The organism is Psychrobacillus sp. Z3-81 (assembly GCF_056620325.1).
In genome coordinates this window covers 169051-195405 of sequence record NZ_JBWQPU010000003.1, presented here as the reverse complement: position 1 = coordinate 195405, position 26355 = coordinate 169051, and the positions used below count along the sequence as shown (strand labels likewise).

Sequence of the window (26355 nt, the reverse complement as noted above, 5' to 3'; positions counted from 1 at the left end):
AAAACTTCCTTCCTACTTAGAGTCTAGTAATACTCTTCGATTGATATAGAAATAATCAAAACCAGACCATAGAGTGAAGAAGAGGCAAACATATAGCATGATCATGTCAAATGGAATTCCAAACATCTCGAAGAATACATTCCCTAGTAATAAAGAAGAGATTGCAATTATTTGGGTCCACATTTTAATTTTCCCTAGTTGGTTTGCCGCTACAACTTCACCACCGCCCGCTAAAATAAGGCGTAATCCGGTTACAGCAAACTCTCTGCTGATAATAAGTATTACTACCCAAGCTGGAGCCATTCCAAACTGGACTAAAATAATTAATGCCGCAGAAACTAGTAGCTTATCGGCAAGTGGATCTAAAAATTTTCCCATGTTTGTTACTAAGTTATGCTTTCTTGCGTAGTAGCCATCGATAAAATCGGTAATCGAAGCAATAATGAAAATGATGGCTCCGATTAAGTGCCCAACCGGAATTGTAGCGCCTAGGAAGGAAACATCTCCCCAGTTGAAGTCCACCAGCATAAAAATCATAAAGATTGGAATTAAAAATATACGAAACAACGAAATTTGGTTTGGAATGTTCATATTCATTTCAGTAAAGCTCCCTTCATTTTCAAACAAAATAGCCATCTAATCGATGACTATTTGTTGAACTGTATTACTAAGTTTTGTGGTGTTCTTTCAGTTGGAAATTCAACTAGCTCATCATTAATATATACGCTGCTACCTGGCACATAACCAACCCTAACAGTAATCTCTGTGTATTGGCTTACGTCTAGCTCATAAGAAGAGCCCGCTTCCACAGCTGCATCGTATAAGGAATTACCAGCTTGGTCTCGCAGCGTTAACCATGTACGGTCTTTCGCGTCTACCTTCAATTGATAAGTATCGGCCCCAGTAATTTGATAAGTAGTTGTAACTCCCTCTGTGTTCACCATAGTCATCGCCTGTTCTTGGACAGGCTCCTCTTCCACTGGCTCTTCTTGCTCAACAGGCTCTTCCTCGTCTGGTTGTTCTTGTTCAACCGGTGTAGAAGAAGGAGGAGGATTATTTGTTTGATACGTAAGTGCTGGGTCGTTCTCTACCACATCACTATCATCTTGTGGAGCACTCTGTTTAAGCGTCCAAACAATGACTATGATAGCGATGATGAACAAAGCGACTATTACCATTGGGAAGATTTCCATAAATCTACCTGAAGACCTTCTGCCAAGCGTTCTTCTAGAAGGAGTGACAGGAATATTTTTCGTCACCTCTTCGTTTGATGGAGAAGGAACCTCTGAGCGATAAGTTTCCAATAGCTCATCGCCATTCAGTCCTACCGCTTCTGCATATTGCTTAATAAATGCACGAACATAGAAAGATCCTGGCATAGTAGCATAATTACCTTCTTCGATACTTGCCAGATATCTTTTTTGGATTTTTGTTATTTCTTGAAGGTCATCAATACTATATCCTTTTGCCAATCTCGCTTCCTTCAAGCGAGCGCCAAGTTCTGTCAATTAAAACACCTACCCGTTAAAAATTAAAGCCTCCGAATCCTCCAAAATCATTCATCCCTCTATTAGACATGCCATGATTTTTCTCAAGCATTTCATAAGTGATTTCCTCATCTGGAGTATGGCGAAGCTCAATAATATAATCAAAATCATCGATAGAATACTCAGAGTGCTGAACAAACATATCGGGATGCTCCACTACCTTAATGGTAGGCATTCTCATCATTTCACGTACTAGCTGCAAGTGCTTCTCATCATTCGATTTCCTTGTTACAATTCCATCTAGAATGAAGATATTGCGATCACTAAATTCATCTCCAGCCAGCTGACTTCTAATGGTCTGTTTGATCATAGTAGAGGATAGGAAAATCCATTTTTTATTGGCGCATACGCTAGCTGCTACTACCGACTCCGTTTTACCTACCCTAGGCATCCCTCGAATACCGATTAACCTATGCCCGTCCTTTTTAAAAATCTCTGCCATGAAGTCTACCAAAAGCCCAAGCTCGTCTCGAACGAAACGAAACGTTTTTTTGTCGTCTGCATCTCGTTGTATGTATCGCCCATGTCGAACCGCCAACCGATCACGAAGCTTAGGCTCTCTAAACTTGGTTAAGTGGATGGTTTCCATTGTAGAAATGATATGTTCAAAGCGCTCGATGCTTTCTTTCTTTTCGGACTTTATTAGCATACCCCTTCGTCCTTCATCCACACCATTAATGGTGACAATATTAACACGAAGCATTCCAAGAAGAGAAGAAATGTCCCCTAAAAGTCCAGGACGATTTATTTGAATCTCGTATTCAAAAAACCATTCATAAGCCATGATGTTTCCTCCCTACTTAGAGACGTTAACCTAGTCTGATTAGTTCTATCATATATGATTTTTTGTTCAAATAAAAGGAAAAAAGAAAAGACAGAGAGATTATCTATTATACTGCAACCCTACTCAGTTTTTCTATCCTACGTTTTAGACAATTTTAGATTTAGTTACCAAAATACGGGTTGGCATCGACACCTAGCACAAATAACTACAGGATATCATGTAAGCAGCAGCGCCAGATTACTGGTATTACTGGCCATGCAGTTGAGCATTCAAGTTTTTTATACCCTAATTTGTTAATGATAGACAAAAATATAGATAAAAATAAAAGATTGGTGGCTTCTGAAGTTGTATGGAATTAGTAGGAAAGAATCAAAAAGTTCGGTTGATTGGGAGATAAATGGTAATACGTGTGGTTGTGGCTGTGTTACTTGCGGTTCGTCATAGTTTACTTGCGCGCCGGCTGACTTTTCTTGCGATGAGCTACCCTTTACTTACGATGCTCCCCATGTTACTTGCGATTGTCAAGCTGAAGTCTCCCTAGTTGAGGTCGATTCCTTTTTAACATATCGTCCCTTAAAATTTAGTTGCACTTTCTCCTGATTTATTTGCTATTTCCGTCAGTTCAGTTGCACTTCCCACCATTTTAGTTGCGCTAATAGCAGTTTTAGTTACAAAACGGAATATAATGGTAAATAATCAAACCCCTCCCTTTAACAAATAGTAATTATAACTCAGCAGATTACTCACGTTTATCATCCAACCCACTCTTCCCCTTCAAAAGCTTGCCTCTCTAAAAAAGGATTCAACCCAATAATCAGGTTGAATCCTTCACTATTACATATACCAGCCGCCGTTCACTCGGATTATTTGCCCGGTGATATAGCTTGCTTTTTCGCTCACTAGGAAGGCAATCATATCTGCTACGTCTTGGGGAGTACCAAACTTTCCAGCCGGTATCTCCTCTAACAATAGCTGACGTGATTCTTCATCTATATGCGCATTCATCTTTGTGTCAATAAAACCAGGGGCCACGACATTCACCGTTGTATTTTCCAATGCCGTTTCCTTGGCATATGCCTTTACAAAAGCATGCTGTGCGCCTTTAGCTGCAGAATAGGCAACCTCATAGGAGGCTCCGGTTTCTCCCCAGATAGAGCCTACAAAGATGATGGAGCTATGCTCTTGTTTGCGAAGCTTGGAGGATAGCTTGGCAATTAACAGCATCGGATGCTCAACATGGACTTGGAATAGGGAACGAATTTCGTCTGCCGTCGTTTCCTCTAAGCTTTTGTATAGGCTTTGTCCCTGGGCAAATATAACAGAACGCACAGAGAAAAGAGAGCTGGCCAATCTTTCGACAGAAGCTGCATCTAACAGATCTGCTTGGACAGGGATAAATTCTTGATCTGGATACGTGGTTTGGAGCGTAAAGACCAGCTCCGTAATACGCTCCTCATTACTGGAGTAATGCAGGTAGAGAGACCAGCCTGCTTCGGCAAGTGTAGTACTTGTAGCAAGTCCTATCTCCCCTGATGCGCCCATTACTAGTGCAAATTTATTTGTCATCGGATTTCGACGGAACTATTTTAAAGATGGTATGCGTTTCTTCCTCTTTAAAAGGTTCAAAGGCATTTTTTACTTGCTCCATTGTCAGCTTTTCAAGGGCAGGCACTACGTCGAATAAATTCATTTGATTAAACGAGTAACGAGTGAACTGATTTGCAATATATTCAATGGAATTAAGCGCTCTTAGGAAATGACCGATTTTACGGCGAGTGATTCGCTTTAAATCTGCTTCTGTAAAATGCCATTCCGCTGTATGCTTGTTAATCGCTTCTTTAATTTTCTTCGCGAGCTCATCTGGGTTAGAAGAATCAGACCCAATCATGGTAAAGCCGTAGCCCTTCTCCATTTGAAAGTCCGCACTATACGACTCATCAATCAAACCAGCCTCGTACACCTCTTGATAGAAGCTAGATGTTCTACCGAAGATCATTTCAATTGCCACCTGCATTGCAAGCTCATATTGCAGCATTTCATCTCCTGAAATATTCACATTGTTTGATTTGACCCCGTAAATCATTTTCGCTTTTTGAACATCCATCTTTAAGGTACGTTCTCTCTCCGCAACTCCAGTTTGCTCCTCAGGGTAGAATCGTTTAATTTCCTGCGGCTCTTTAAAGTCTTTGGCAGCTTGGTTTTCTTTCACAAACTCCATCATTTGTTCCGGATCTACCGCTCCAACGACAAATAGCACCATATTGGATGGGTGATAGAAGGTGTTATAGCATTCATACAGATGCTCCGCTGTAATGTGGCTAATGGACTCTATCGTACCAGCAATGTCGATTCGTACTGGATGCTCTTTGTACATATTTTCAATTGCACCGAAGTACAAGCGCCAATCTGGTTGATCATCATACATCGTGATTTCTTGCCCGATGATTCCCTTTTCCTTTTCCACCGTCTTTTCAGTGAAATATGGCTCCTGTACGAAGTCTAAAAGGGTTTTCGTATTATCCAAAATGTTATCCGTGGAAGAGAATAGGTAAGCTGTTCTCGTAAATGACGTAAACGCGTTCGCAGATGCCCCTTTTTCACTGAACTGCTGGAACACATCCCCGTCTTCCTTTTCAAACATTTTATGCTCTAAGAAGTGGGCAATCCCATCCGGCACTGTCACTGGCTCTTCTTTCCCTAGTGGAATAAATTCCCGGTCAATAGACCCGTAATTCGTTGTGAAGGTCACATAGGTTTTAGAGAATCCTTTTTTAGGCAAAATATATACATTCAGACCATTTGGAAGCTTCTCATGGTATAGGGTTTCTTCTAGCTGTTCAAAGTATGTTTTATTCATTGTCTGACCCCTCCTTGCCTGATAGAAGATATACAAATTCTTTTTCAATTGTTGAGGCCATCTCTTGAATTTGTTCTTTCGTTACGTCCGCCCATTTTTCAGACCAGCCCTCTACAGAGAAATCTTCGTCAACTTCCTTGTATTGGTCATAAATCTCAATTTGTGCTCTTGGAGAGTCAAACGCTTCCTTCAGCTGGTTTTTCAGCATGGATTTCGTTTGATTTAGCTCTAAATCAGAGATTTCTCCTGCCTGAACCGCCTTTAACTGCTCGTCAATCAGCTTCACTGCTTTTTCCTGAAGGGAAGCATCAATTCCTGCTATAACAAAAATTCGTCCGTAAAGAGAAGAAAAGCTACTAGAAGCATAATAAGCCATGCTTTCCTTTTCACGCACATTCATGAAAATTTTTGAATGGGCAAAGCCACCTAAAATACCATTTGTCAGCTGCATGATTGGAAAATCTTTTGAATAGAAGGTTACTGGCGTACGGTAAGATATATGAAGCTTCCCTTGCTTCATCTCTTGCTTTTCATGTAGAAAATCCTTTTGTGTAGCTCCTTCTGGGCTTTCCGTCTCCTGTTTTAAATCAACCTTTCTACCTGGGAAGGAGAAATGCTCTTTAATTTTCGTTTTCATTTCCTCTACATCCACATCGCCTACCACATAGATGGATAGTGCATCCTGGTTAAGTAAGCTTTGGTGCATATCTACCAGCTGCTCGTTCGTAACGGCTTCCACCGCCTTCACAGACCCATTCGCATTGATAGAAGCAGGATGATTGGGAAGAATATTTTCTAATAGTCGCTGCTGTGCATATCTTGTTTTATCATCATACATCGATTGAATTCTCTCGATAACCTGTTCTTTTTCACGTCTTACAATGGAAGGGACAAATTTGCCATCCTCTAGTAAAGGGTTAAAGATTACGGTATGTAGTAAATCAAATACTTCATCGACCACTTTTTCATTGGACAGATAAGCATCATTCACTGTTTCTGCGTTCAATGAAAAAATATGGTGGCTTCCCTTCTTCGCTGTATCAAAATATAGTACCGCCCCATATAGGTCATCAAGCTTTTTTCGGAAGTCCGCGTTGGAAGGATATTTGGCATTGCTGTACTGTAAAACATTGGCTAGCACTGCTCGTATAGCTGCACTCTCCTCCTGAAGCGATTGCTTCCACTTAAAAGAAATGTTAATCGTCTTAAATTGATCAGTAGGTCGTATATAGAGCTTTACGCCTTCTTCTAAATCGAATTGCTGAAACATATATCTTCCCCCTTTTTTCCGTAGTTTTACACATATACCTATTCACTATACATCTTCTAATTATATCAGCACAAATAAAAAGGGACCAACGAATCGGTCCCTTTTAGCTAATTATCAAATATGATTAACGTTTTCCTTTGATATAAGGAATACCACTTGCTTTTGGTGCGTAAGCTTTTCCAATAAATCCAGCCACCGCTAAAATCGTAAGCGCATATGGAAGGATATACAATACGTAGCTCGGAACTTTCTCAATATATGGAATTTGTCCCCCTACAATACTTAAAGCTTGTGCTAATCCAAAGAATAAGGCAGCTCCTAATGCACCTAGTGGATGCCATTTACCGAAGATCATTGCCGCAAGTGCCATGAACCCTTGTCCATTGATTGTCGTATGAGAGAATTCTGCTGAAATAGCTTGAGAATAAGCTGCTCCACCGATACCTGCAAGCATACCAGAAAGTATTACTGCTATATAGCGCATTTTTGTGACATTGACACCCATTGTATCTGCTGCCATTGGGTGTTCCCCAACCGCACGAAGGCGTAAACCGAATGGTGTTTTATAAATAACAAACCAAGCAATGATAGCAACAGCGAAGGCTAAAATGGATGTCCAGTATACATCCTTAAATAGCATCGGCCCAAGGAATGGAATGTTCTCTAAGAATGGAATATCAAAGCGAATAAAACGCTCTTGAATATAATCTGTTTGCCCTTTACCGTAAATCATTTTTACAGAGAATAACGCTATTGCTATACCAAGCATGTTAATCGCAACCCCAGAGATGGTTTGATCCGCTCTGAAGGAAATAGAGGCAACCGCATGCATTACAGAGAATAACCCTGAAACTAGCATTGCTGCGATTAGCGCTACGAATGGGGTAGAAGCCCCAAATGTATCCACAAATGTAAGGTTGAAAACAATCCCGACAAAAGCACCCATCACCATGAGTCCTTCTAGCCCAATGTTTACTACACCAGAACGTTCGGAGAACACTCCACCAATTGCAGTAAATACTAGTGGAGCAGCGTAGAATATGGCAGCGGGAACTATGAAATATAAGACTTCTAAAAAGCTCATATTATTTCGCCTCCTTTTTCTTGTTTGCCTTTTCAAGGAAGTAGCGAATAATATATCCTGAAGCCACAAAGAAAATGATAATACCAATTACAATTGATACAATCTCTATTGGAACGCCTGCAGCATTAGGCATGTTTGAAGCCCCATACTTTAAGGAACCAAATAATGTAGCACCAAATATTACTCCAAGCGGCGTATTAGCACCTAGTAATGCTACAGCAATACCATCAAACCCAATTCCTGTAAAAGCACTCTTCATGCTGACATTTTGAAAAGTACCTAGTGCTTCCACAGCCCCAGCTAAACCTGCAAAAGCACCTGAGATAACCATGGAAAGAATAATGTTCTTACTAACATTCATACCTGCATACTCTGAAGCATGCTTATTAAATCCTACTGCCTTTAATTCATATCCAAGTGTCGTTTTTTCAAGTATAAACCACATAACTAGAACCATCGCTAATGCGATGAAAATTCCATAATGCAAACGGGAATAATCTGTAATACTTTCAAAGAATGCTGATTGTAAAGATGCGGATGGATGAATTCTTTCTGTCGTGTCACCGCCATCAGCTAAAGACTTGATTAAAGCATTTGTTATATGTAAAGCAATGTAGTTCATCATTATCGTTACAATTACTTCGTGCACCTGTAATTTAGCTTTAAGCAGACCAGGAATGAAAGCCCAAAGTCCACCCGCTACCGCTGCTGCAATGATTGCTAATGGTAGGTGAATATACATTGGAAGATCAAATGCAATTCCTACATATGCAGCTGCAAACCACCCAACAATTAACTGACCCTCTACCCCTATATTAAATAGACCGGTACGGAATGCGAATGCTACCGCAAGACCAGCTAGTATGTACGGAGTAATCTGACGGACCGTTTCTCCTAATCTATACGCGTCTCCAAAAATACCTTCCCAAAGAGCTGCATACCCAGCAATAGGGTCATAGCCACTAACCAACATAATTACGGCTCCAACAAGTAAGCCAAGAATTACAGAAATAACAGGGACAAGTATATTGATTAATCTATTCGACATTTGTTATTTCCCCCTATTTCTTCTCTCTCTTATTTTGACCAGCCATTAATAATCCGAGCTCTTGCTCTGTTGTTTCCTTCGGATATAATGTGTCTACAATCTGGCCATCATATATAACTGCAATTCTATCTGAAACATTCATTACTTCATCAAGCTCAAAGGATAGTAGTAATACCGCTTTTCCTTTATCTCGTTGCTCAATCAAACGATGGTGAATAAATTCGATAGCCCCAACATCTAGTCCACGAGTAGGCAATGCTGCAATAAGTAAATCTGGATCACGCTCTACTTCACGCCCAATGATAGCCTTTTGTTGGTTACCACCAGATAATGCACGAGCAGGTGTATGTTCTCCTTGAGTTCGTACGTCGTAGTCTTTTATCACTTTTTGAGCAAGCTCTGAAACTTTGTTATAATTCATAAACCCTTTTTTCGAAATAGGCTCTTGATAATAAGTTTGTAGTGCAATATTATGACCAATTGGGAAATCAAGAACAAGACCATGCTTATGACGATCCTGTGGAATATGCCCAATTCCAGCCTCCGTAATCTTACGTGGCTTTTTGTTCGTGATGTCTTTCCCATTCAAGGAAACTGTTCCACTCTTCACTTTACGTAGACCAGTGATCGCTTCTATCAGCTCACTTTGACCGTTTCCATCGATACCTGCAATACCAAGGATTTCTCCTTTACGAACAGATAAATTCAAGCCTTTTACTTTTTCTACTCCACGGAAATCGGTAACTACTAAATCCTTTACAACCAACGCTTCTTGCTTTGGCTTCGCTTCCCCTTTAACCGTTTTGAACTCTACCTGACGTCCTACCATTAAAGAAGCTAGCTCATTTGGATTCGTTTCTGCAGTAATGACAGTACCGATTCCTTTTCCTTTTCGAATAATCGTCACACGATCAGATACATCCATAATCTCTTTCAGCTTATGGGTAATAAGAATAATAGACTTTCCTTCTTTTATTAAGCGCTTCATAATCTGAATCAGCTCACTAATTTCTTGCGGAGTTAAGGAAGCTGTTGGCTCGTCAAAAATCAAGATGTCAGCACCACGATAAAGCGTTTTCAAAATTTCAACACGTTGCTGCATTCCTACAGAAATATCTTCTATTTTCGCATATGGATCAACATTCAGACCGTACGTCTCAGAAAGTTCCGCAATCTTTTTTGCAGAATCCTTAATATTAATCGTTCCTAGTTTAGTAGGCTCACTACCTAGAATGATATTTTCTGTTACGGTAAAGTTCTCAACAAGCATAAAATGCTGATGAACCATTCCTATACCTAGATCGTTCGCTACGTTCGGGTCCGTTATTTTTACTGATTTACCATTTACCTTAATTTCACCGGCCTCTGGTTGGTAAAGACCAAATAGAACGTTCATTAAAGTAGATTTACCTGCACCATTCTCTCCTAGAAGAGCATGGATTTCTCCTTTTTTAAGTTGCAGGGTAATATTATCATTTGCAACAAAGGAACCAAATTCCTTTCGAATGCCAAGCATCTCTATTACATACTCCATGGTTTCACTCCTTACTTTACTCAAGCTAAATTAATACAGGAAAGACTTTATCATTTACCATGCTGTTTCCGTACCTAGTGGTAGAAACGGTTATGTCTATCTGTCTATCACTCTTTAAAATTATAAGTATTCGAAACTACTAAACTGACGGAAATCAATCAGAGGAAATATTTAAAATCTTTCTTCTATTAATTTAAAATATCATAAAGACCGAATGACTCGGTCTTTATGACAAAAAGAAACTTATTTTTCTACTGTTTCAGGAACAACGATGTCGCCAGCGATAATTTTGTCAGCGAACTCGTTTACTTGATCAAGAACTTCTTGTGGGATAGCCCCGCGAGAATCAGCAAGTACAACTCCACCTTCAGCTAAACCATAAGTAGTTGTAGTTCCACCTGGGAAGTTTCCTTCCATTGTTTCTTTCGCAATGTTTTGTACAGCTACATCTACACGTTTTTGCATAGAAGTTAGAGTGACGTTAGTGTCACCTACAGCGCCCTCTTCATATTGGTCAGAGTCAACTCCGATTACCCATACGTTTGCATTAGCGTCTTTAGTTTTACGTTCTTTTGCTTCAGCAAATACTCCGTTACCAGTACCACCAGCTGCGTGGAAGATAATGTCTACTCCTGAAGAATACATACGGTTTGCAGTTGTTTTACCAAGTGCAGCGTCATCAAATTTACCAGTATATTGAACGTCTACTTTAATATTAGGGTCTACTGCTTTAACACCTTCAATGAATCCTGCTTCGAAGCGCTCAATTACTTCAATTTCCATACCGCCAACAAAACCAACTTTATCAGTTTCAGTCATTAGAGCAGCAGCAACACCTGCTAGGAATGAACCTTCATGCTCTTTAAACATTACTGATGCAACGTTTGGAGCATCTACAACAGCGTCAATGATTGCTAATTGAGCGTCAGGTTGTTGCTTAGCAATAGTTTTGATTGGTTCTTCCAATAACATTCCAATTCCGTAAACAATATCAAAGTCACGGCGAATTAAGTTATTTAAATTGTTATTGAAATCAGCGTTAGAGTTAGACTGAAGGTAGTCGTAGCCACCATCACCTTTTGATAGACCATATTCTTCCCCAAATGCTTCAATACCTTCCCAAGCTAATTGGTTGAAAGATTTGTCATCTATTCCACCAACGTCTGTTACCATTGCGATAGAAATGTCTGCTGCCTCTTTACCAGAACCAGTGCCAGTGCCTTCATCTGTTTTAGCATCCTCATCGTTTGTCCCACAAGCTCCTAGGATAGTACCTGCAGCTAAAACAAGTGATAAACCTAAACCATATTTGCGTTTTGTCAACTTGAAAACCCCCCATAATTTTTCTCTTCTTAGCAGGAACACTACTACACTCTTTTGCGCACTACATGAAAGTTAAACTTGTCAGCCCGAAAAAAGTTTTTCGAATATAGTACAACTCGATCCATCTCATCGTAATGAAGTTGTTTTAAAATTAGCAGTGAAGTCTCAGGCTCACAATTAAGTATCGGTGAAGCAACCTCATGATATCCCACTGGATCAATATAGGCTACCGCATGCGATATACGAATGTCTCCCGATTCTTCTAAAGTATTAAATATAGAGCCTTCTTCACGAGTTAAGAAATCTTCCGGCAAATATATTTTCGGAACCTTGTCTACACAGTACACAAGCGGTTCCCCATTTGCTGTTCGAACACGCTCCATGGAGATGATATCCACATCCTCTGTACAATGAAAACGCTTAATATCCTCTTCACACGCTGCTACTTGCATGGAACTTAAATAAATAGTCCCAGGCTCCATCCCTGCATTTCGAATCATAGAGGAAATACTTGTAAGTTGTTCGATTCCCGATGAAAATACAGGCTTTGTATTTACAAAAGTACCTACACCGTGTCTTCTCACAATCACATTGTCTTCCTCTAGTACGCGAAGAGCTTCTCTTAATGTCGCACGACTAACTCCAAGTGACTTTGCAAGGTCAAATTCGGAAGGAAGCTTTTCCTTCTCCTTATATTTTCCTAGCTCAATATCTTGTTTGATATGATCAATCACTTGGAGATATAAATGCCGATGGTCTAATTTAATTGTCATTTTAAAACACCACCATTACGAAGAGGTCAGACCTCAGATGTAAAACTTTCCTACTAATCAGTCATACTATATCACTTTTAATGTTAGAAATAAATACTTTATTTTAGAATATATTAAATTATTTCACACAAATTTTAAGAGAATGTAATATATTAGACATAATATATAATTAATATGTCACATTATATAGTTAATGTGGTGGCATTATTAGGTATCTTGATTCAAGTCATGTCTAGCCGTAAGTACCTGTCTCGGTTTACTTCCCTCATAAGGTCCTACTATTCCCGCCAGCTCGAGCTGATCAATAATTCTCGCAGCTCTTGAATAGCCGATACGGAATCTACGTTGTAGCATAGAAACAGAAGCCGTCTGCATCTCTGTTACTAGCTGAACTGCATCATCAAAAAGATCATCTACATCAATATTCCCTTGTGTTTCCTCTACTTCATCCGGTATCATTTCCTCTTGATAATTAGCCTTTTGCTGTTCAATGACAAAATCTACAACGCGTTCTACCTCTGCATCTGAGAGATATGCTCCTTGCACCCTAACCGGCTTAGAGCTGCCTGCTGGAAGGAACAACATATCTCCTCTACCAAGCAGCTTTTCTGCCCCGCCCATGTCCAGAATCGTTCTGGAGTCAACGGCAGAGGAGACAGCAAAAGATATTCGGGACGGAATATTTGCTTTAATAATTCCGGTAATAACATCTACACTTGGTCTTTGTGTCGCAATAATTAGATGGATACCTGCCGCACGTGCCATTTGCGCAATTCTCGTGATAGAATCCTCCACGTCACTAGAGGCTACCATCATCAAGTCTGCAAGCTCATCCACGATTACTACGATAAATGGAAGCTTCGGATGCTTTTCTTCATTTTCTTCATTCCATTTTTCAATATGCTCATTATAACCTTGGATGTTACGGGTACCTGTATGGGAGAAAAGATCATATCTTCTTTCCATTTCAGACACAATCTTTTTTAGCGCCTGAGAGGCCTTACGTGGATCCGTCACTACAGGAGCAAGCAAATGTGGGATACCATTATACACATTAAGCTCTACCATTTTCGGGTCAATCATCATCATTTTTACTTCATGTGGCTTTGCACGCATCATAATGCTTGTAATTATCCCATTGATGCACACACTTTTCCCACTACCAGTAGAACCAGCGACTAATAGATGGGGCATTTTGTTAAGCTCGGCTAATACCGCTTGACCGGTAACATCTCGTCCAAATCCGATCAGCAGCTTTTTATTCGGCTTATTATTCTCCTTCGATTCTAGTACTTCTCGAAGACTAACAACTGCCACCTCTTTGTTAGGTACCTCAATACCAACAGCCGACTTACCAGGAATCGGGGCTTCAATTCGAATGTCCCGAGCTGCAAGTGCTAAAGCCAAGTCATCGTGCAAGCTCACAATTCTACTTACCTTTACCCCTACATCCGGAAGCACCTCGTACTTCGTTACAGCCGGACCTAGGTGAACCTGTGTCACCTTTGCCTTAACGCCAAAACTCAAGAAGGTTTGTTCCAGCTTTTTCGCATTCGCTTGGATGGCATTTAATTCTCCACTTTGATCATTATGTGTGGGAGCATCCAACAAATTGATGCTCGGCAATTGGTAATCAACGTTTTCCACTGCTTCTTGATCCATGGGGATATGTAATGGCTCTGCATGGACTTCTTCCTCTTCTTTTTTCGAGATTCGCTCCGTGAATGCAGAGATAATTGGAGATTCAGGCTCCTGCTCCACCACTTGCTCTACTGAATTAGTTGGCTCTAGGGCAGTCACCGCTTCTTCTTGAATAGCCTCTCGTTTACTACGTCTTGATGCTCTTCTGGATTCCTTCACGTCTGCTTTTTCAGGCTTCACTCGTTTTTCACGTGTAAATAACTGTTTTATTTCCTCTAGCAATTTTGGATACTTCTCCACTAAGAAAGGAACTAACGCCTTTCCCGTAATCAGCAAGATACCGATGAACAGCAGAAACCAGCTAATAACCTTGGTTCCGGACGCATCAAATAAAACATGAAACGCCGCAAACAGAATTGCCCCTACCATTCCGCCCCCTAAAGAGCTTGTCTGATTCGTAATACCGCCGCTGTCCACCAGCACACGATAGCTTTCTCGCAGCACCGAATTGGTAACTAACCCATTTCCTTGAAATAACTGCTCAAATAACGCCAGATGGCTAAACAGCAGCAAGCTCCCCAGAATAAAGCCACTTCCTAAAAGGAGTCGATTATTCCACTTCGGAAAGGTTTGGTTAATCATGACAATAAGCGCATAAGCTATCATTAATAGCGGAATCGCAATATGCCAATTTCCAAATAGAAAATAGCCGACATATGCAAATGCCTGTCCTACTAATCCATATTCAAAAAAGGAAATGATCGCTATTACAATAATTAGCAGACCGATAATTTCATACATCAAAGGATGAAGACCCTTTTTCGATTTCTTCTTTGATTGTTTCTTCTTTTTCTTTTTGGCCATTTGCCTCACCTACTTTTCATTATTATCTAAACTATTTATAGCCTCTCAGATAAGAGGGGGGTTTACTCTCGTTCGACCGGTAGTTACTCTCGGTCGGCTGGGATTTATTCTCGGACCGGGCGCCGTTACTCTCGGATAAACCGGTTTTACTCTCATTCGACCGATAGTTACTCTCAGATAGAGCTATTTTATTCTCATTTCGATATCCCGCTATGCTTTATTCTCAGATAGCACGCCGTTACTCTCAGTCGACCGCCATTTATTCTCGTTCGGCGCTTCGTTACTCTCGTTCAGCCACCTTTTACTCTCATTCGGCCCGTTTACTCTCGTTCGACCATTAGTTACTCTTGGTTAGCCTGAGTTTACTCTCATTCAAAATGGTGGAAGAGCATGGCCAGGTCCACTTGGTATTCGTCAAGGTGCTGTCTTCGTGGTGATCTTTACTTTACTCTCACTTGGCAAGGATTTATTCTCACTTAGAGTAGGTTTATTCTCGGTCGGCCCACCGTTACTCTCATTCAACCGACTTTTACTCTCATTCAGCCGATTTACTTTCGTTCGACCGGTCGTTACTCTCGGATAACCTGACTTTACTCTCATTCAAAATGGTGGAAGGGCATGGCCAGGTCCACATGGTATTCGTCAAGGTGCTATTTTCAGGTTGGCCTTTTCTTTACTCTCATTCGGCCGGTAGTTACTCTCGGATAGACCAATGTTACTCTCGGTTCGATATCTCGTTTGGCGTTACTTTCGTATGTTGAAGTAGCACCTTATTTCATTTTATCGAAACGAACGATTCTGGTCATGGTAAATATGGCGCAACCTCATAGATATTCAGTATCCCGGACAATAAATTGATAAATGTTTCTACAAGTATTTCCTGTTTATCCCTATTTTATCACTCACTGAAGAAAATAATCTTTATTTTTTCCATTTTATTCCGCACAATAAGCCGCACTCTTTTGTAAATACAACTGTGGAATATCTAAATTGGCTTCCATTGAAAAAAGGATTTCCTCCCGCCAGCGAAAGGAAATCCTTTAATACTTATTTTTAGTATTCCATAATAATTGGAATGATCATTGGACGTCGTTTGGTTTTTTGGTATAAATAAGAATTTAACGTGTCACGGATTTCTTGCTTGATGTTTGTCCATTCGAACGTTTCCTTATTTACGTATTTTTCCACAATGTTTCGTACTAGTTTGGAAGATTCGTCCATTAATTCCTCGGATTCTCTTACGTAAACGAAACCGCGAGACAGGATTTCGGGACCAGAGGCAATTTTCTTCTGTGCTCTGTTTAGTGTCACGACCACGATAAAGATACCATCCTGCGAAAGGAGCTTACGGTCACGAAGAACGATGTTTCCTACATCCCCTACCCCGATTCCATCTATTAAAATATTGCCTGCTTGTACACGACCGCTCATTCGCATTTTGCCGTTTTTCCACTCTACGATGTCTCCTTTATCCGCAATGAAAATCTCGGATTTGGACATACCTAGGTCTTGTGCCAGCTTGGAGTGTGCCATTAGCATACGATATTCCCCTTGAATTGGGATGAAATATCTTGGTCTTGTCAGGTTTAACATCATTTTTAGATCCTCTTGGCTTCCGTGCCCAGAAACGTGGACATTTTTGCTAGAAGTTAGCACCTTGGCACCAGCTTTTGCGATTTGATTCATCGTTTGGAACATTCCAACCTCCATGCCTGGAGATGGTGTAAATGTAATTAAAACAGTATCTGTATCTTTAATTTTGATATCCTTATGATGCTTGCGTACCATCTTCTCTAAAGCCTCTAATGGCTCTCCTTGATTACCAGATACAATCACTACTATTTCATGATCCTCATACTTGGATATTTCCTTGACGGAAATAATTGTATCCTCTTCCACGGTAAAATACCCTAGATCAAGCCCGATTGCAAAGATGTTTTCTAGACTTTTTCCAACGATTGCGACTTTTTTTCCTGTTTCGGCTGCTTTATCCAACACCTGCTGAATACGAATAAAGTTTGAAGCATATAAAGATACAAGGATACGACCTTTAGCAGCGTGGAATGTTTCTGATAACTGGTTTTCGATAACTGCTTCTGAAGTTGTGTGCCCTGGTCTTTCAGCTTCCGTGGAATCAGAGAGAAGGATAAATACACCCTCTTCACCAAGCCCTGCTATTTTTGCGATGTCTGGACGATATTTCCCCTTCGCCGACTGATCGAATTTAAATTCTCCCGTATGAACGATCGCACCTTCTGATGTATGGAAAACGATTCCCAAAGAATCAGGAATGCTATGCGTTGTATGGAAGAATGTCACATGGGTGTTTTGGAAGTTCATTCTGCTTTTATTTGTTACTTCAAAATATTTTACCGAATGCTTTGTAGGCATTGCTTTCAAATGCGTTTTTGCTAAAGCAATCGTAAGCTTAGAGCCATAAACAGGCGCTTGAATTTTCTGTAAAAGGTAAGCGATAGAGCCGATTGCATCTTCGTGTCCATGTGTCAAAAAGATTCCCTTTACTCGGTCCTTGTTTTCCTCTAAATAAGTTACCTCAGGGATGACGATATCTATGCCCAGCATTTCATTTTCGGGGAACATAAGTCCACTATCCACGACAAAGATTTCATCGTCTATCTCCACTACATACATTGCTTTTCCTATTTCCCCCACGCCACCGAGCGGGATAATACGAATTGTTTCATTTTTTACTTTAACCAATTGTTTTCCTCCTAATTGTTAACCCGACCAACATCCACTAATTTTCATTATAATGTACGCATACGATTCATACAAATAAAATTAGTTGAACGATGGAATTTTAAGTTTGCTATGTATAAAGAAAGAGTGCAGCCCTAGTCGGCGTGACGACTCGGGCTACACTTTCTAGTCGCAGAATAACTTTCTCCACTTTATTTCTTTAATTGAAGATATTGCTCCCAGATAGCATCAAATTCTTCTTTTTCCGTAGGAGTCATATCAACTAATGGTAGTCTTAATGGGCCGACTTCGAGGCCAACCTTGGAAAGTGCATATTTCACTACTACTGGATTTGGATGCTTGAATAACGCTTTGATAACCGAAAGCGTGCGTTGGTGAATCGTTGCAGCCTTCTGATGCTCGCCTGCTTCAAAGGCCTGAATCATCTGTTGCATATCCTCCCCGATGACATGTGACGCAACCGAGATTACACCTGCTCCTCCAATAGCCAATAGAGGGAGAGTTAAGCCGTCATCCCCGCTATAGACGAGGAAGTCCTCTCTAGTTTCGGCTAGAATCTTTGTCATCTGATCCAGATTGCCACTAGCTTCCTTGGCAATTTGAATAGAAGGAATTTTGCTTAACTCAATCATGGATTCGGCTTCCAAGTTTACGACAGACCGACCAGGTATATTATAGACAACTATAGGTAACGTGGTAGCCTCTGCAACAGCAGTGAAATGAGCAATCATCCCTCGCTGGTTTGGCTTATTATAATAAGGGGTCACAATCATTAAGGCATCTACCCCAAGAGCCTCTGCTTTCTTTGATAGCTCGATAGTAGCTGCTGTGTTATTGCTCCCCGTTCCTGCGATTACTGGAACTCGGTTCTTTACTTTTTCCACGACGAATTTGATGAGCTGAAGTTTTTCTGCCGTAGAGAGAGTTGGAGATTCTCCTGTAGTACCACTTACTACGAGAGAATCAGAGCCAGTGCTTAATAGGTGTTCAATCAGTTGTTCTGTTGCTTCGAAATCAATGCTCCCATTAGCAGAAAAGGGAGTTACCATAGCTGTGGAAATTTTACCAATATTCATGCTTACACCTCTTTTAGTAAACCTTCCTCTATCATTGCCTCTGCAATTTGGATAGAGTTAAGTGCCGCTCCCTTCAGTAGATTGTCTGAAACAATCCACATATGGAAGCCTCGATCATTTGAAAGATCCTTCCGAATACGCCCCACAAACACATCATCCTCGTCCTCTACAAAAAACGGCATTGGATATTCTTGCTTTGCTGGCGAATCCTGTACCGTCACTCCTGGAGCTGTTGAAAGAAGCTGTTTCATCTCAGCGACTGTAACACCCTCTTTATCTATTTCAATATAAACAGATTCCGAGTGACCAGTGATAACAGGGACTCGCACACAGGTTGCTGCAATCTCAAGATTTGGTAAGGTCATTATTTTTTTCGTCTCGTTCATCATTTTATGCTCTTCAAACGTAAAGCCATCCTCTGTAAATACATCAATTTGCGGGATGACATTTCCAGCGATTGGGTAATGCATCTCTGCACTCTTAACTGGCAAAATCTCAGGAATCGGATTCTTCTCTGCTATCTTTTCACTTTGTTGTGTAAGTTCCTGAATCGCAGCTGCTCCTGCACCAGATACTGCTTGATAGGTGGAAACAATGACTTTATTTAACCCAACTGTTTGTCTAATTGGTTCAAGTGCACACACCATTTGGATGGTAGAGCAATTAGGGTTTGCGATAATCCCATTATGCTCATGCAGTGCATGTTTGTTTACCTCAGGCACCACTAATGGAACATCTGGATCCATACGGAAGGCGCTTGTATTATCAATCACCACAGCCCCCCTGCTGCTCGCTTCCTTTGCTAACGCTTTGGAAATAGCTCCCCCTGCGGAGAAAAATGCAATATTTACACCCTCAAATGCTTCTGGTACTGCTTCTTCTATTGTATAGGTTACCCCATTAATGTCTATTTGCTTACCTGCGGAATTCTTAGAAGCTAATAGCTTTAATTCTCCATAGGGAAAATTTCTTTCCACAAGTTTTTCGATAATCTTTTGACCTACAGCACCTGTTGCTCCAACTACAGCAGTTGTATATTTTTGGGACATACTACAGTTCTCCTCTCTCTCTAATTAACACATATTGGCGATATTGTAACATACAATTACATGAAAATACACACTATTTAATATTTATCACTTGTAGCTAATTAAAAGAGGCTGTAGCTGTTTCTGTTGAATTGCTTGTTCAACCGTAGCACGAAGCTGCGTAAAGTCTGCGATTAATGAGTTTGGCTTGTTATACGGATTGTCTTGCCCAAAAGGGATAAAGTAAATGTTTTTCGTGGATAGCAGCTTCATAATATTCATTCCATTTAATCCCAGTGCATCGTTTGTAGAGATACCGATGACTACCGGTTTTCCGTTACGCAATGTTGCTTTTGCTGCCATTAAAACAGGGGAATCGGTTTGCGCATTCGCCAGCTTGCTAATGGAATTTCCCGTCATCGGGGCAATCACCATACAGTCGAGTGGGTTGGAGGGACCGAATGGCTCAGCCTCCACAATAGAGGATACTACTTTGCTGCCACTAGCCGCCTCTATTTTCTCCACCCATTCCTCACCTGTTCCAAATCTTGTGGCAGCGGTTAATACTGAGTACGTGATGATAGGCACTACCGTAGCACCCACATCCGTAAATTGCTTGATCATCGGAATCACTTCTTCATACGTACAATGAGAAGCGGTGATTCCAAGACCAATACGAAGACCTTCTAACACAATGTTTCCTCCTCTAAAGAGCCAGATGCTTTAAAACAGCCCTGGCAATTAACTGCCCTGCATCCTTTGGAAAATACATACCTGGTAGACTAGTAGTGAGATGATAGTTAGGAGGGATTTTTTCTGTTTCTAACAGACAGCCCGGATTAGACGCCAAATCGAATACCGCTTGAAATGCTTGTGCTTGAATGCTGGAAAGCCATCTTGACGGAATCGTGTTAATAAGATAAGTGTCCCTCTGCTCCCCCTTCTCCATCAACCGGTCAAGTGTCTCAAATTGAAACCCATAGCTTTTTGCTTCATATAATTGATGCTCAGAGCGCACCGAAATGATGACTTTTGCACCTAGATGATGAAGTGCAAAGGCTAGCCTCTTTCCTACCCTTCCATATCCAGTAATGATGAATTCTTTATTGTAGATAGCCTGCTTTTCATTTAAATAAAAATAATGAATAAATCCTTCTGCTGTTAAGTTGGCATTATCCCAAATCCATTCCTCATCCTCCAGATAAAAATGTATCTGACGGCCATCCTTGTTTAATTCGTCTTTGATTTCCTTATACTTTTTCCCAACAAAGAGAGTTTTACAAGACTCAGGAAAATATATCGGTGTCTCAGTTTTTAGTTGCTGAATGGGTAAAAAGATAATATCTGGCTGAAGCTCCTCTAGCTGTTCTTGCAGCCCCCTTGACCAAATCATGGTGGAAAATAGGCATGCATCTAAATGTTTTCCCACTGCCTCTTGTAAAGTAATGAGACGCTTATCAGTTCCTATAATCGCCATCTTCTTCATATATGCACACTCAAATCTCCTGCTGTATCGGACTCGTTGAAAAGAATACGATCCTTACCAATCAGAATTATTTCTTCCCATGCAATGAATTCTTTTCTAGCTGTTTTATTAGACTGGAAAAAGGAAGCTGTTCGTTGAAACACCTCAAACCCTTCAATCTTCCCTGTGGCAGGATTGAAAACTAATTCCGTGTCCGCCATCTTTCCGTATCTTGAGCCGTCCTTTACCTTAATCAGTTCCTTTTCCGCAAGCTCTGTCAGTAACAATCTATTCCCTCCTTCAATATCTCTACTTATGTATATGCCATTTTCAAAGACAAAGTGAATATAAAATAGAAATCGTACTATTGCCTAATTAGCCAATAAAATAAGAAAGCACCTATGATTCAAATCATGCTTTGAATCATAAGTGCTCCTATTTGGTAAATTCGTTTATGCAGGTCTTTCCTCATGTTTTGGTAAAATAACCGAAACCGCCGGCTTATGCTGGAACATCTCTTTCGCAAGTTCCATGACAGAATCGAATGTTACTTCATCTATCGTGTCACTTACTTCATCTAATGTGCGGTGCTTCCCAAATACCAGCTCATTCTTTCCATTTCTACTCATTCGGGAGTTAGAGCTCTCCAGCCCTAGCAATAAATTGCCCTTAAGCTGCTCCTTTGCATTGGTTACTTCCGTAGCAGTAAAGCCTTTTTCTAATATGGAGGAAATGGAGTGATGAATGCATTGCTGCAACTCTTCTAATTGATTACTAGAGGTTGCCCCATAAATAACTAATGCACCTGTGTCCTCATAGGAGGAATGATAAGAATAAATGGAGTACGCTAATCCTTTATCCTCTCGTATCTCTTGAAACAATCTGGAAGACATATTCCCACCGAGTATACTATTTAACACCACTAGGCTATAAATATTGTCTGCCTTAACCCCGATACCAGGGTAAGCCAAGCAAAGATGCGCCTGCTCTGTATCTCGAGTCGCCTCTGTATAAATAGGCTGTAAAGTCGGTGTCGTAATAGCAGTCTTTTGCTGTCCTCTTCTTGTAAAGCTACCAAACAACTCCTGAATATACCCGAGCAGTCCGTCCGGTATATTCCCTGCCACTGATATGACGACATTCTCCGGTGTATAATGCTTTTCCATGTAAGAAAGGATCATCTCCTTCGTAAAGGAGTGAAGCGTTTCCTCCGTCCCAAGAATCGGAAGACCTAGTGGATCGCCCTTATACATTTCCTCCCAAAGATACTCGTGAATAATATCGTCCGGCGTATCCTCCACCATTTTAATTTCCTCTAGCACGACCTGCTTTTCCTTCTCCATTTCCTCTGCGTCAAACTGAGAATGAAAAAACATATCCGCTAGTATCTCTACAGCTAACTTCGCATGATGATCTAGCACCTTCACGTAATAGCAAGTGTTCTCCTTCGAAGTGAAGGCATTAATATTGCCACCAATTCGGTCAAACTCCTCGGCAATTTGTTTGGCCGTACGGGTTTCCGTGCCCTTAAACAGCATATGCTCAATAAAGTGCGTAAGGCCATTTTCCTCTGGCAACTCATACCTTGACCCGGCCTCTACCCAAATCCCAACTGCAACCGACCGTATATGTGGCATCTTTTCATGGACAATACGAAGTCCATTTTGACAAGTAATTGTTTGTATCAATCTAACACCTCTATCTACTTTTCCTATTTTCCTATCATAGCATAACTCCATATGCTTTCACTCGCTTGGATTTACCTATTTATTTTAATGCTTCTGTTCCAAAAAATGAAAAGATTAGCTCGGAGATGGAGAGAAGGAGTGGGGTATTGCTTGGTTAAGGTGGCTACTGAGCGATTCTGGGGGGCTAGTGCTCGGTTCGGCGGTTCTATCGCGCGGTACGAGACTTCTATCGAGCGGTAGTGACTTCCTATTGAGCGATAACGGCATTCTATCGTGCGATGCTCTAGCTATCGTGCGATTCTGCGGTTCTATCGTGCGATACGAGACTTCTATCGAGCGGTAGTGGCTTCCTATCGAGCGATTCCGGGCATTCTATCGTGCGATGCTTTAGCTATCGTGCGATTCTGCGGTTCTATCGCGCGGTACGAGACTTCTATCGAGCGGTAGTGACTTCCTATCGAGCGATAACGGCATTCTATCGTGCGATGCTCTAGCTATCGCGCGATTCTGCGGTTCTATCGTGCGATACGAGACTTCTATCGAGCGGTAGTGACTTCCTATCAAGCGATTCTGCGGTTCTATCGAGCGGTAGTGACTTCCTATCAAGCGATTCCGGCATTCTATCGAGCGATGCTCTAGCTATCGCGCGATTCTGCGGTTCTATCGCGCGGTACGAGACTTCTATCGAGCGGTAGTGACTTCCTATCAAGCGATTCCGGCATTCTATCGTGCGATGCTCTAGCTATCGTGCGATACGAGACTTCTATCGAACGGTAGTGACTTCCTATCGAGCGATTCCGGCATTCTATCGTGCGATGCTCTAGCTATCGCGCGATTCTGCGGTTCTATCGCTCGATACGAGACTTCTATCGTGCGGTAGTGACTCCAGTTCCAGCCCACGATACGGTAGCTCTACTGGTATCTTAATAAGCAGAACCAGTTTCCCCCATCTCTTTCCTCGTACAGCTGATACTCCATAGGAGAGTCCCTGCGTTTTCCAACAAAAAACCCGCAGCTCCAATGCTGCGGGCAGTTGCTTATTGATCTTTTTGCTCGGCACGTTCTTTTTCTTCTTTGAGAACTACCTTGCGGGATAGGTTGACGCGGCCTTGGTTGTCGATTTCGATTACTTTTACCAATAGCTCGTCCCCGATTTTTAGGACGTCCTCTACGTTTTTCGTACGTTCCTCTTGGATTTCGGAAATGTGTAGGAGACCGTCTTTGCCGTTGAAGATTTCTAAGAAAGCACCGAATTTTTCAATACGTTTTACTTTTCCTAGGTAGTATTCGCCTACTTGCGCTACGCGAACGATGTCTTCAATGATTTGTTTTGCACGGGCAATCATCTCTTCATCTGCAGAAGCAATATAAATAGTGCCGTCCTGCTCTGTATCGATTTTTACGCCGGTTTCATCAATGATTTTATTGATTTGCTTACCACCAGGTCCGATAACGTCACGGATTTTATCTGGGTTGATTTTGATCATTGCGATTTTTGGAGCATATTTAGATAAGCGTTCACGTGGCTCGCTGATTGTAGCTAGCATGCTATCTAAAATCTGCATACGGCCAATTTTCGCTTGCTCTAATGCTTCCTCTAGGATTTGCTTAGATAGCCCATCAATTTTGATATCCATTTGAAGTGCAGTGATCCCTTTAGATGTACCTGCTACTTTAAAGTCCATATCTCCAAGATGGTCTTCCATGCCTTGAATATCCGTTAAAATTGTGTAGTGCTCGCCTTTTTTCACAAGCCCCATTGCGATACCTGCTACTGGCGCCTTAATTGGAACCCCAGCATCCATCATCGCTAAAGTGGATGCACAGATACTTGCTTGAGAAGTAGAACCGTTAGACTCTAACACTTCCGCTACTAAACGCATTGTGTATGGGAAATCCTTTTCGTCTGGAATAACAGCCTCTAAAGCACGCTCTCCAAGTGCACCATGTCCGATTTCACGACGTCCTGGAGCACGAATCGGTCCAGTTTCCCCTACACTGAATTGAGGGAAATTGTAGTGGTGCATAAAGCGCTTGGATTCTTCGATTCCTAAGCCGTCGATGATTTGCACATCGCCTAGTGGTCCTAATGTACAAATACTTAATGCTTGTGTTTGACCACGTGTGAATAAACCAGAGCCGTGTGTACGTTGAAGGATTCCTACTTCGGATGAAAGTGGGCGAATTTCTGCAACGCCACGACCATCAGGACGCACTTTTTCCTCTGTAATCAAACGACGTACTTCCGCTTTTACTAAAGCATCTAGAATATCACGAACTTGTTTTAACGTATCTTCTTCTGCTTCTTTTTCTGTGTAATGAGCAATTACTTCTTCTTTTACTACCGTAATTGCATCCTCACGTGCATGCTTCTCTTGCACCTGGATAGCTTGTACCAATTGAGTTTCGCACATTTGACTAACCTCTTCAAAAAGGTCTTTGTCTAATTCGAATAAAGGAATATCCTTTTTCTCTTTACCAACCTCAGCAACAACTTTTTCTTGGAACTCGATTAATTTTTTAATTTCTTCGTGGCCATACATAATAGCCTCAAGCACGACTTCCTCTGAAACTTCTTTCGCTCCAGCTTCCACCATGTTGATCGCATCTTTTGTTCCTGCCACAGTAAGATCTAATGTGCTTTTCTCCATTTGTTCAACTGTTGGATTGATAATAAATTCGTCACCAATCAAACCGACTTGAACGCCTGCGATTGGACCATCAAATGGGATATCTGAAATAGATAATGCCAAAGATGAGCCAAGCATTGCCGCCATCTCGGATGAGCAGTTTTGATCAACGGACATAACGATAGAAATAACTTGTACCTCGTTACGGAATCCATCCGGAAAAAGTGGACGGATTGGACGGTCAATTAGACGGCTTGTTAAAATAGCTCGCTCTGAAGGACGACCCTCACGCTTGATAAATCCACCAGGGATTTTCCCTACTGCATATAATTTCTCTTCATAATTTACTGTCAATGGAAAGAAATCAAGATTTTTTGGCTGTTTAGAAGCAGTTGCAACAGATAATACGCTAGTGTCTCCGTATCTTACCATTACTGCTCCATTTGCTTGCTTCGCAAGCTGTCCGACTTCTATTTGTAGCGGACGGCCAGCCCATTCATACGTAAATACTTTCTTTTCACTCATTTGCCTGGTACTCCTCTCAACTTCTAAAACTCCTTCAAATAAAAGGGCATATAAAAGGTTATATGTATCATAAGTAGTGTATCAAAAATAACGAAACTATGCGAAATATTTTGTTAAAACCTGCAAATGATTTCTATATATACTGTTCCCAAAAAACAACAAGGATTATACCAATAGAAAAAGCGGGAAAAATCCCGCTTTCTAAAGTCTCGCTTATCGACGTAAACCAAGTTTTGCAATTAGCTCACGGTAACGTTGAACATCATTTTCACGTAAGTATTTTAACAAGTTACGACGACGTCCAACCATTTTGAATAAACCACGACGTGAATGATGGTCTTTCTTGTGCGTACGTAAATGTTCGTTTAAAGAGTTGATCTCTTCAGTAAGGATTGCGATTTGAATTTCTGCAGATCCTGTATCGCTTTCGTGAGTTCTGTACTCAGCGATTAATTCGTTTTTGCGTTCTTGTGTAATTGCCATGTTTGTTTCCTCCT

The 26355-nt window shown here is 41.1% G+C and carries 21 protein-coding genes; all 21 read right to left on the bottom strand.

Going from position 1 to position 26355, the window contains the following annotated elements:
* Nucleotides 1–12 precede the first annotated feature (12 nt).
* The 21 genes from pgsA to rpsO all read right to left on the bottom strand — a co-directional run bounded on the left by pgsA (nt 13) and on the right by rpsO (nt 26341).
* Nucleotides 13–591: a CDP-diacylglycerol--glycerol-3-phosphate 3-phosphatidyltransferase gene (pgsA, locus tag AC1ECF_RS04975; RefSeq protein ID WP_480388418.1), complete on the bottom strand. Its 579-nt coding sequence runs from the start codon at nt 589–591 to the stop codon at nt 13–15.
* Nucleotides 592–647: 56 nt separating this feature from the next.
* The gene (locus AC1ECF_RS04970) at nt 648–1508 is read right to left on the bottom strand and encodes a helix-turn-helix domain-containing protein (RefSeq protein ID WP_480388298.1); all 861 of its coding nucleotides are present in this window, start codon (nt 1506–1508) and stop codon (nt 648–650) included.
* Nucleotides 1509–1524: 16 nt separating this feature from the next.
* Nucleotides 1525–2331: a DUF3388 domain-containing protein gene (locus tag AC1ECF_RS04965; protein ID WP_480388297.1), complete on the bottom strand. Its 807-nt coding sequence runs from the start codon at nt 2329–2331 to the stop codon at nt 1525–1527.
* A gap of 834 nt (nt 2332–3165) precedes the next feature.
* On the bottom strand, nt 3166–3897 hold the full coding sequence (ymfI, locus tag AC1ECF_RS04960) for an elongation factor P 5-aminopentanone reductase (RefSeq protein WP_480388296.1): 732 nt from the start codon (nt 3895–3897) through the stop codon (nt 3166–3168).
* Nucleotides 3887–5188, bottom strand: a complete 1302-nt coding sequence (yfmH, locus tag AC1ECF_RS04955) for an EF-P 5-aminopentanol modification-associated protein YfmH (protein ID WP_480388295.1) — start codon at nt 5186–5188, stop codon at nt 3887–3889. Before yfmH ends, ymfI begins: the two co-directional genes overlap by 11 nt.
* Nucleotides 5181–6458, bottom strand: coding sequence for an EF-P 5-aminopentanol modification-associated protein YfmF (gene yfmF, locus AC1ECF_RS04950; protein WP_480388294.1), 1278 nt, complete (start codon nt 6456–6458; stop codon nt 5181–5183). Before yfmF ends, yfmH begins: the two co-directional genes overlap by 8 nt.
* 124 nt (nt 6459–6582) lie before the next feature.
* Nucleotides 6583–7542 (bottom strand): ABC transporter permease, encoded by a 960-nt coding sequence (locus AC1ECF_RS04945; protein ID WP_480388293.1) that lies wholly within the window; start codon nt 7540–7542, stop codon nt 6583–6585.
* Nucleotide 7543: 1 nt separating this feature from the next.
* On the bottom strand, nt 7544–8590 hold the full coding sequence (locus AC1ECF_RS04940; RefSeq protein WP_480388292.1) for an ABC transporter permease: 1047 nt from the start codon (nt 8588–8590) through the stop codon (nt 7544–7546).
* 13 nt (nt 8591–8603) lie between these two features.
* Entirely contained in the window at nt 8604–10124 is a 1521-nt protein-coding gene (locus tag AC1ECF_RS04935) for an ABC transporter ATP-binding protein (RefSeq protein WP_480388291.1), read from the bottom strand.
* A 243-nt stretch (nt 10125–10367) separates the two neighbouring features.
* Nucleotides 10368–11447 (bottom strand): BMP family lipoprotein, encoded by a 1080-nt coding sequence (locus AC1ECF_RS04930; RefSeq protein WP_480388290.1) that lies wholly within the window; start codon nt 11445–11447, stop codon nt 10368–10370.
* A gap of 44 nt (nt 11448–11491) precedes the next feature.
* Complete coding sequence (locus tag AC1ECF_RS04925) at nt 11492–12220, bottom strand: GntR family transcriptional regulator (RefSeq protein ID WP_480388289.1); 729 nt, start codon at nt 12218–12220, stop codon at nt 11492–11494.
* A 207-nt stretch (nt 12221–12427) separates the two neighbouring features.
* The gene (locus AC1ECF_RS04920) at nt 12428–14725 is read right to left on the bottom strand and encodes an FtsK/SpoIIIE family DNA translocase (protein ID WP_480388288.1); all 2298 of its coding nucleotides are present in this window, start codon (nt 14723–14725) and stop codon (nt 12428–12430) included.
* A 1053-nt stretch (nt 14726–15778) separates the two neighbouring features.
* Nucleotides 15779–17446, bottom strand: a complete 1668-nt coding sequence (locus AC1ECF_RS04915) for a ribonuclease J (protein WP_480388287.1) — start codon at nt 17444–17446, stop codon at nt 15779–15781.
* 191 nt (nt 17447–17637) lie between these two features.
* A complete protein-coding gene (dapA, locus tag AC1ECF_RS04910; RefSeq protein ID WP_480388286.1) occupies nt 17638–18522 on the bottom strand; it encodes a 4-hydroxy-tetrahydrodipicolinate synthase in 885 nt (294 codons plus the stop codon).
* A gap of 2 nt (nt 18523–18524) precedes the next feature.
* Complete coding sequence (locus tag AC1ECF_RS04905) at nt 18525–19571, bottom strand: aspartate-semialdehyde dehydrogenase (RefSeq protein WP_480388285.1); 1047 nt, start codon at nt 19569–19571, stop codon at nt 18525–18527.
* Nucleotides 19572–19658: 87 nt separating this feature from the next.
* Entirely contained in the window at nt 19659–20243 is a 585-nt protein-coding gene (locus AC1ECF_RS04900) for a dipicolinate synthase subunit B (protein ID WP_480388284.1), read from the bottom strand.
* 13 nt (nt 20244–20256) lie between these two features.
* Entirely contained in the window at nt 20257–21036 is a 780-nt protein-coding gene (locus AC1ECF_RS04895) for an NAD(P)-dependent oxidoreductase (RefSeq protein WP_480388283.1), read from the bottom strand.
* Complete coding sequence (locus AC1ECF_RS04890) at nt 21033–21302, bottom strand: YlmC/YmxH family sporulation protein (RefSeq protein ID WP_480388282.1); 270 nt, start codon at nt 21300–21302, stop codon at nt 21033–21035. Before AC1ECF_RS04890 ends, AC1ECF_RS04895 begins: the two co-directional genes overlap by 4 nt.
* A 165-nt stretch (nt 21303–21467) precedes the next feature.
* Nucleotides 21468–22703, bottom strand: a complete 1236-nt coding sequence (locus tag AC1ECF_RS04885; protein WP_480388281.1) for a M16 family metallopeptidase — start codon at nt 22701–22703, stop codon at nt 21468–21470.
* A gap of 1037 nt (nt 22704–23740) precedes the next feature.
* Nucleotides 23741–25858, bottom strand: coding sequence for a polyribonucleotide nucleotidyltransferase (pnp, locus tag AC1ECF_RS04880; RefSeq protein ID WP_480388280.1), 2118 nt, complete (start codon nt 25856–25858; stop codon nt 23741–23743).
* Between the two features lie 213 nt (nt 25859–26071).
* Complete coding sequence (gene rpsO, locus AC1ECF_RS04875) at nt 26072–26341, bottom strand: 30S ribosomal protein S15 (RefSeq protein ID WP_480388279.1); 270 nt, start codon at nt 26339–26341, stop codon at nt 26072–26074.
* Nucleotides 26342–26355: the final 14 nt, after the last annotated feature.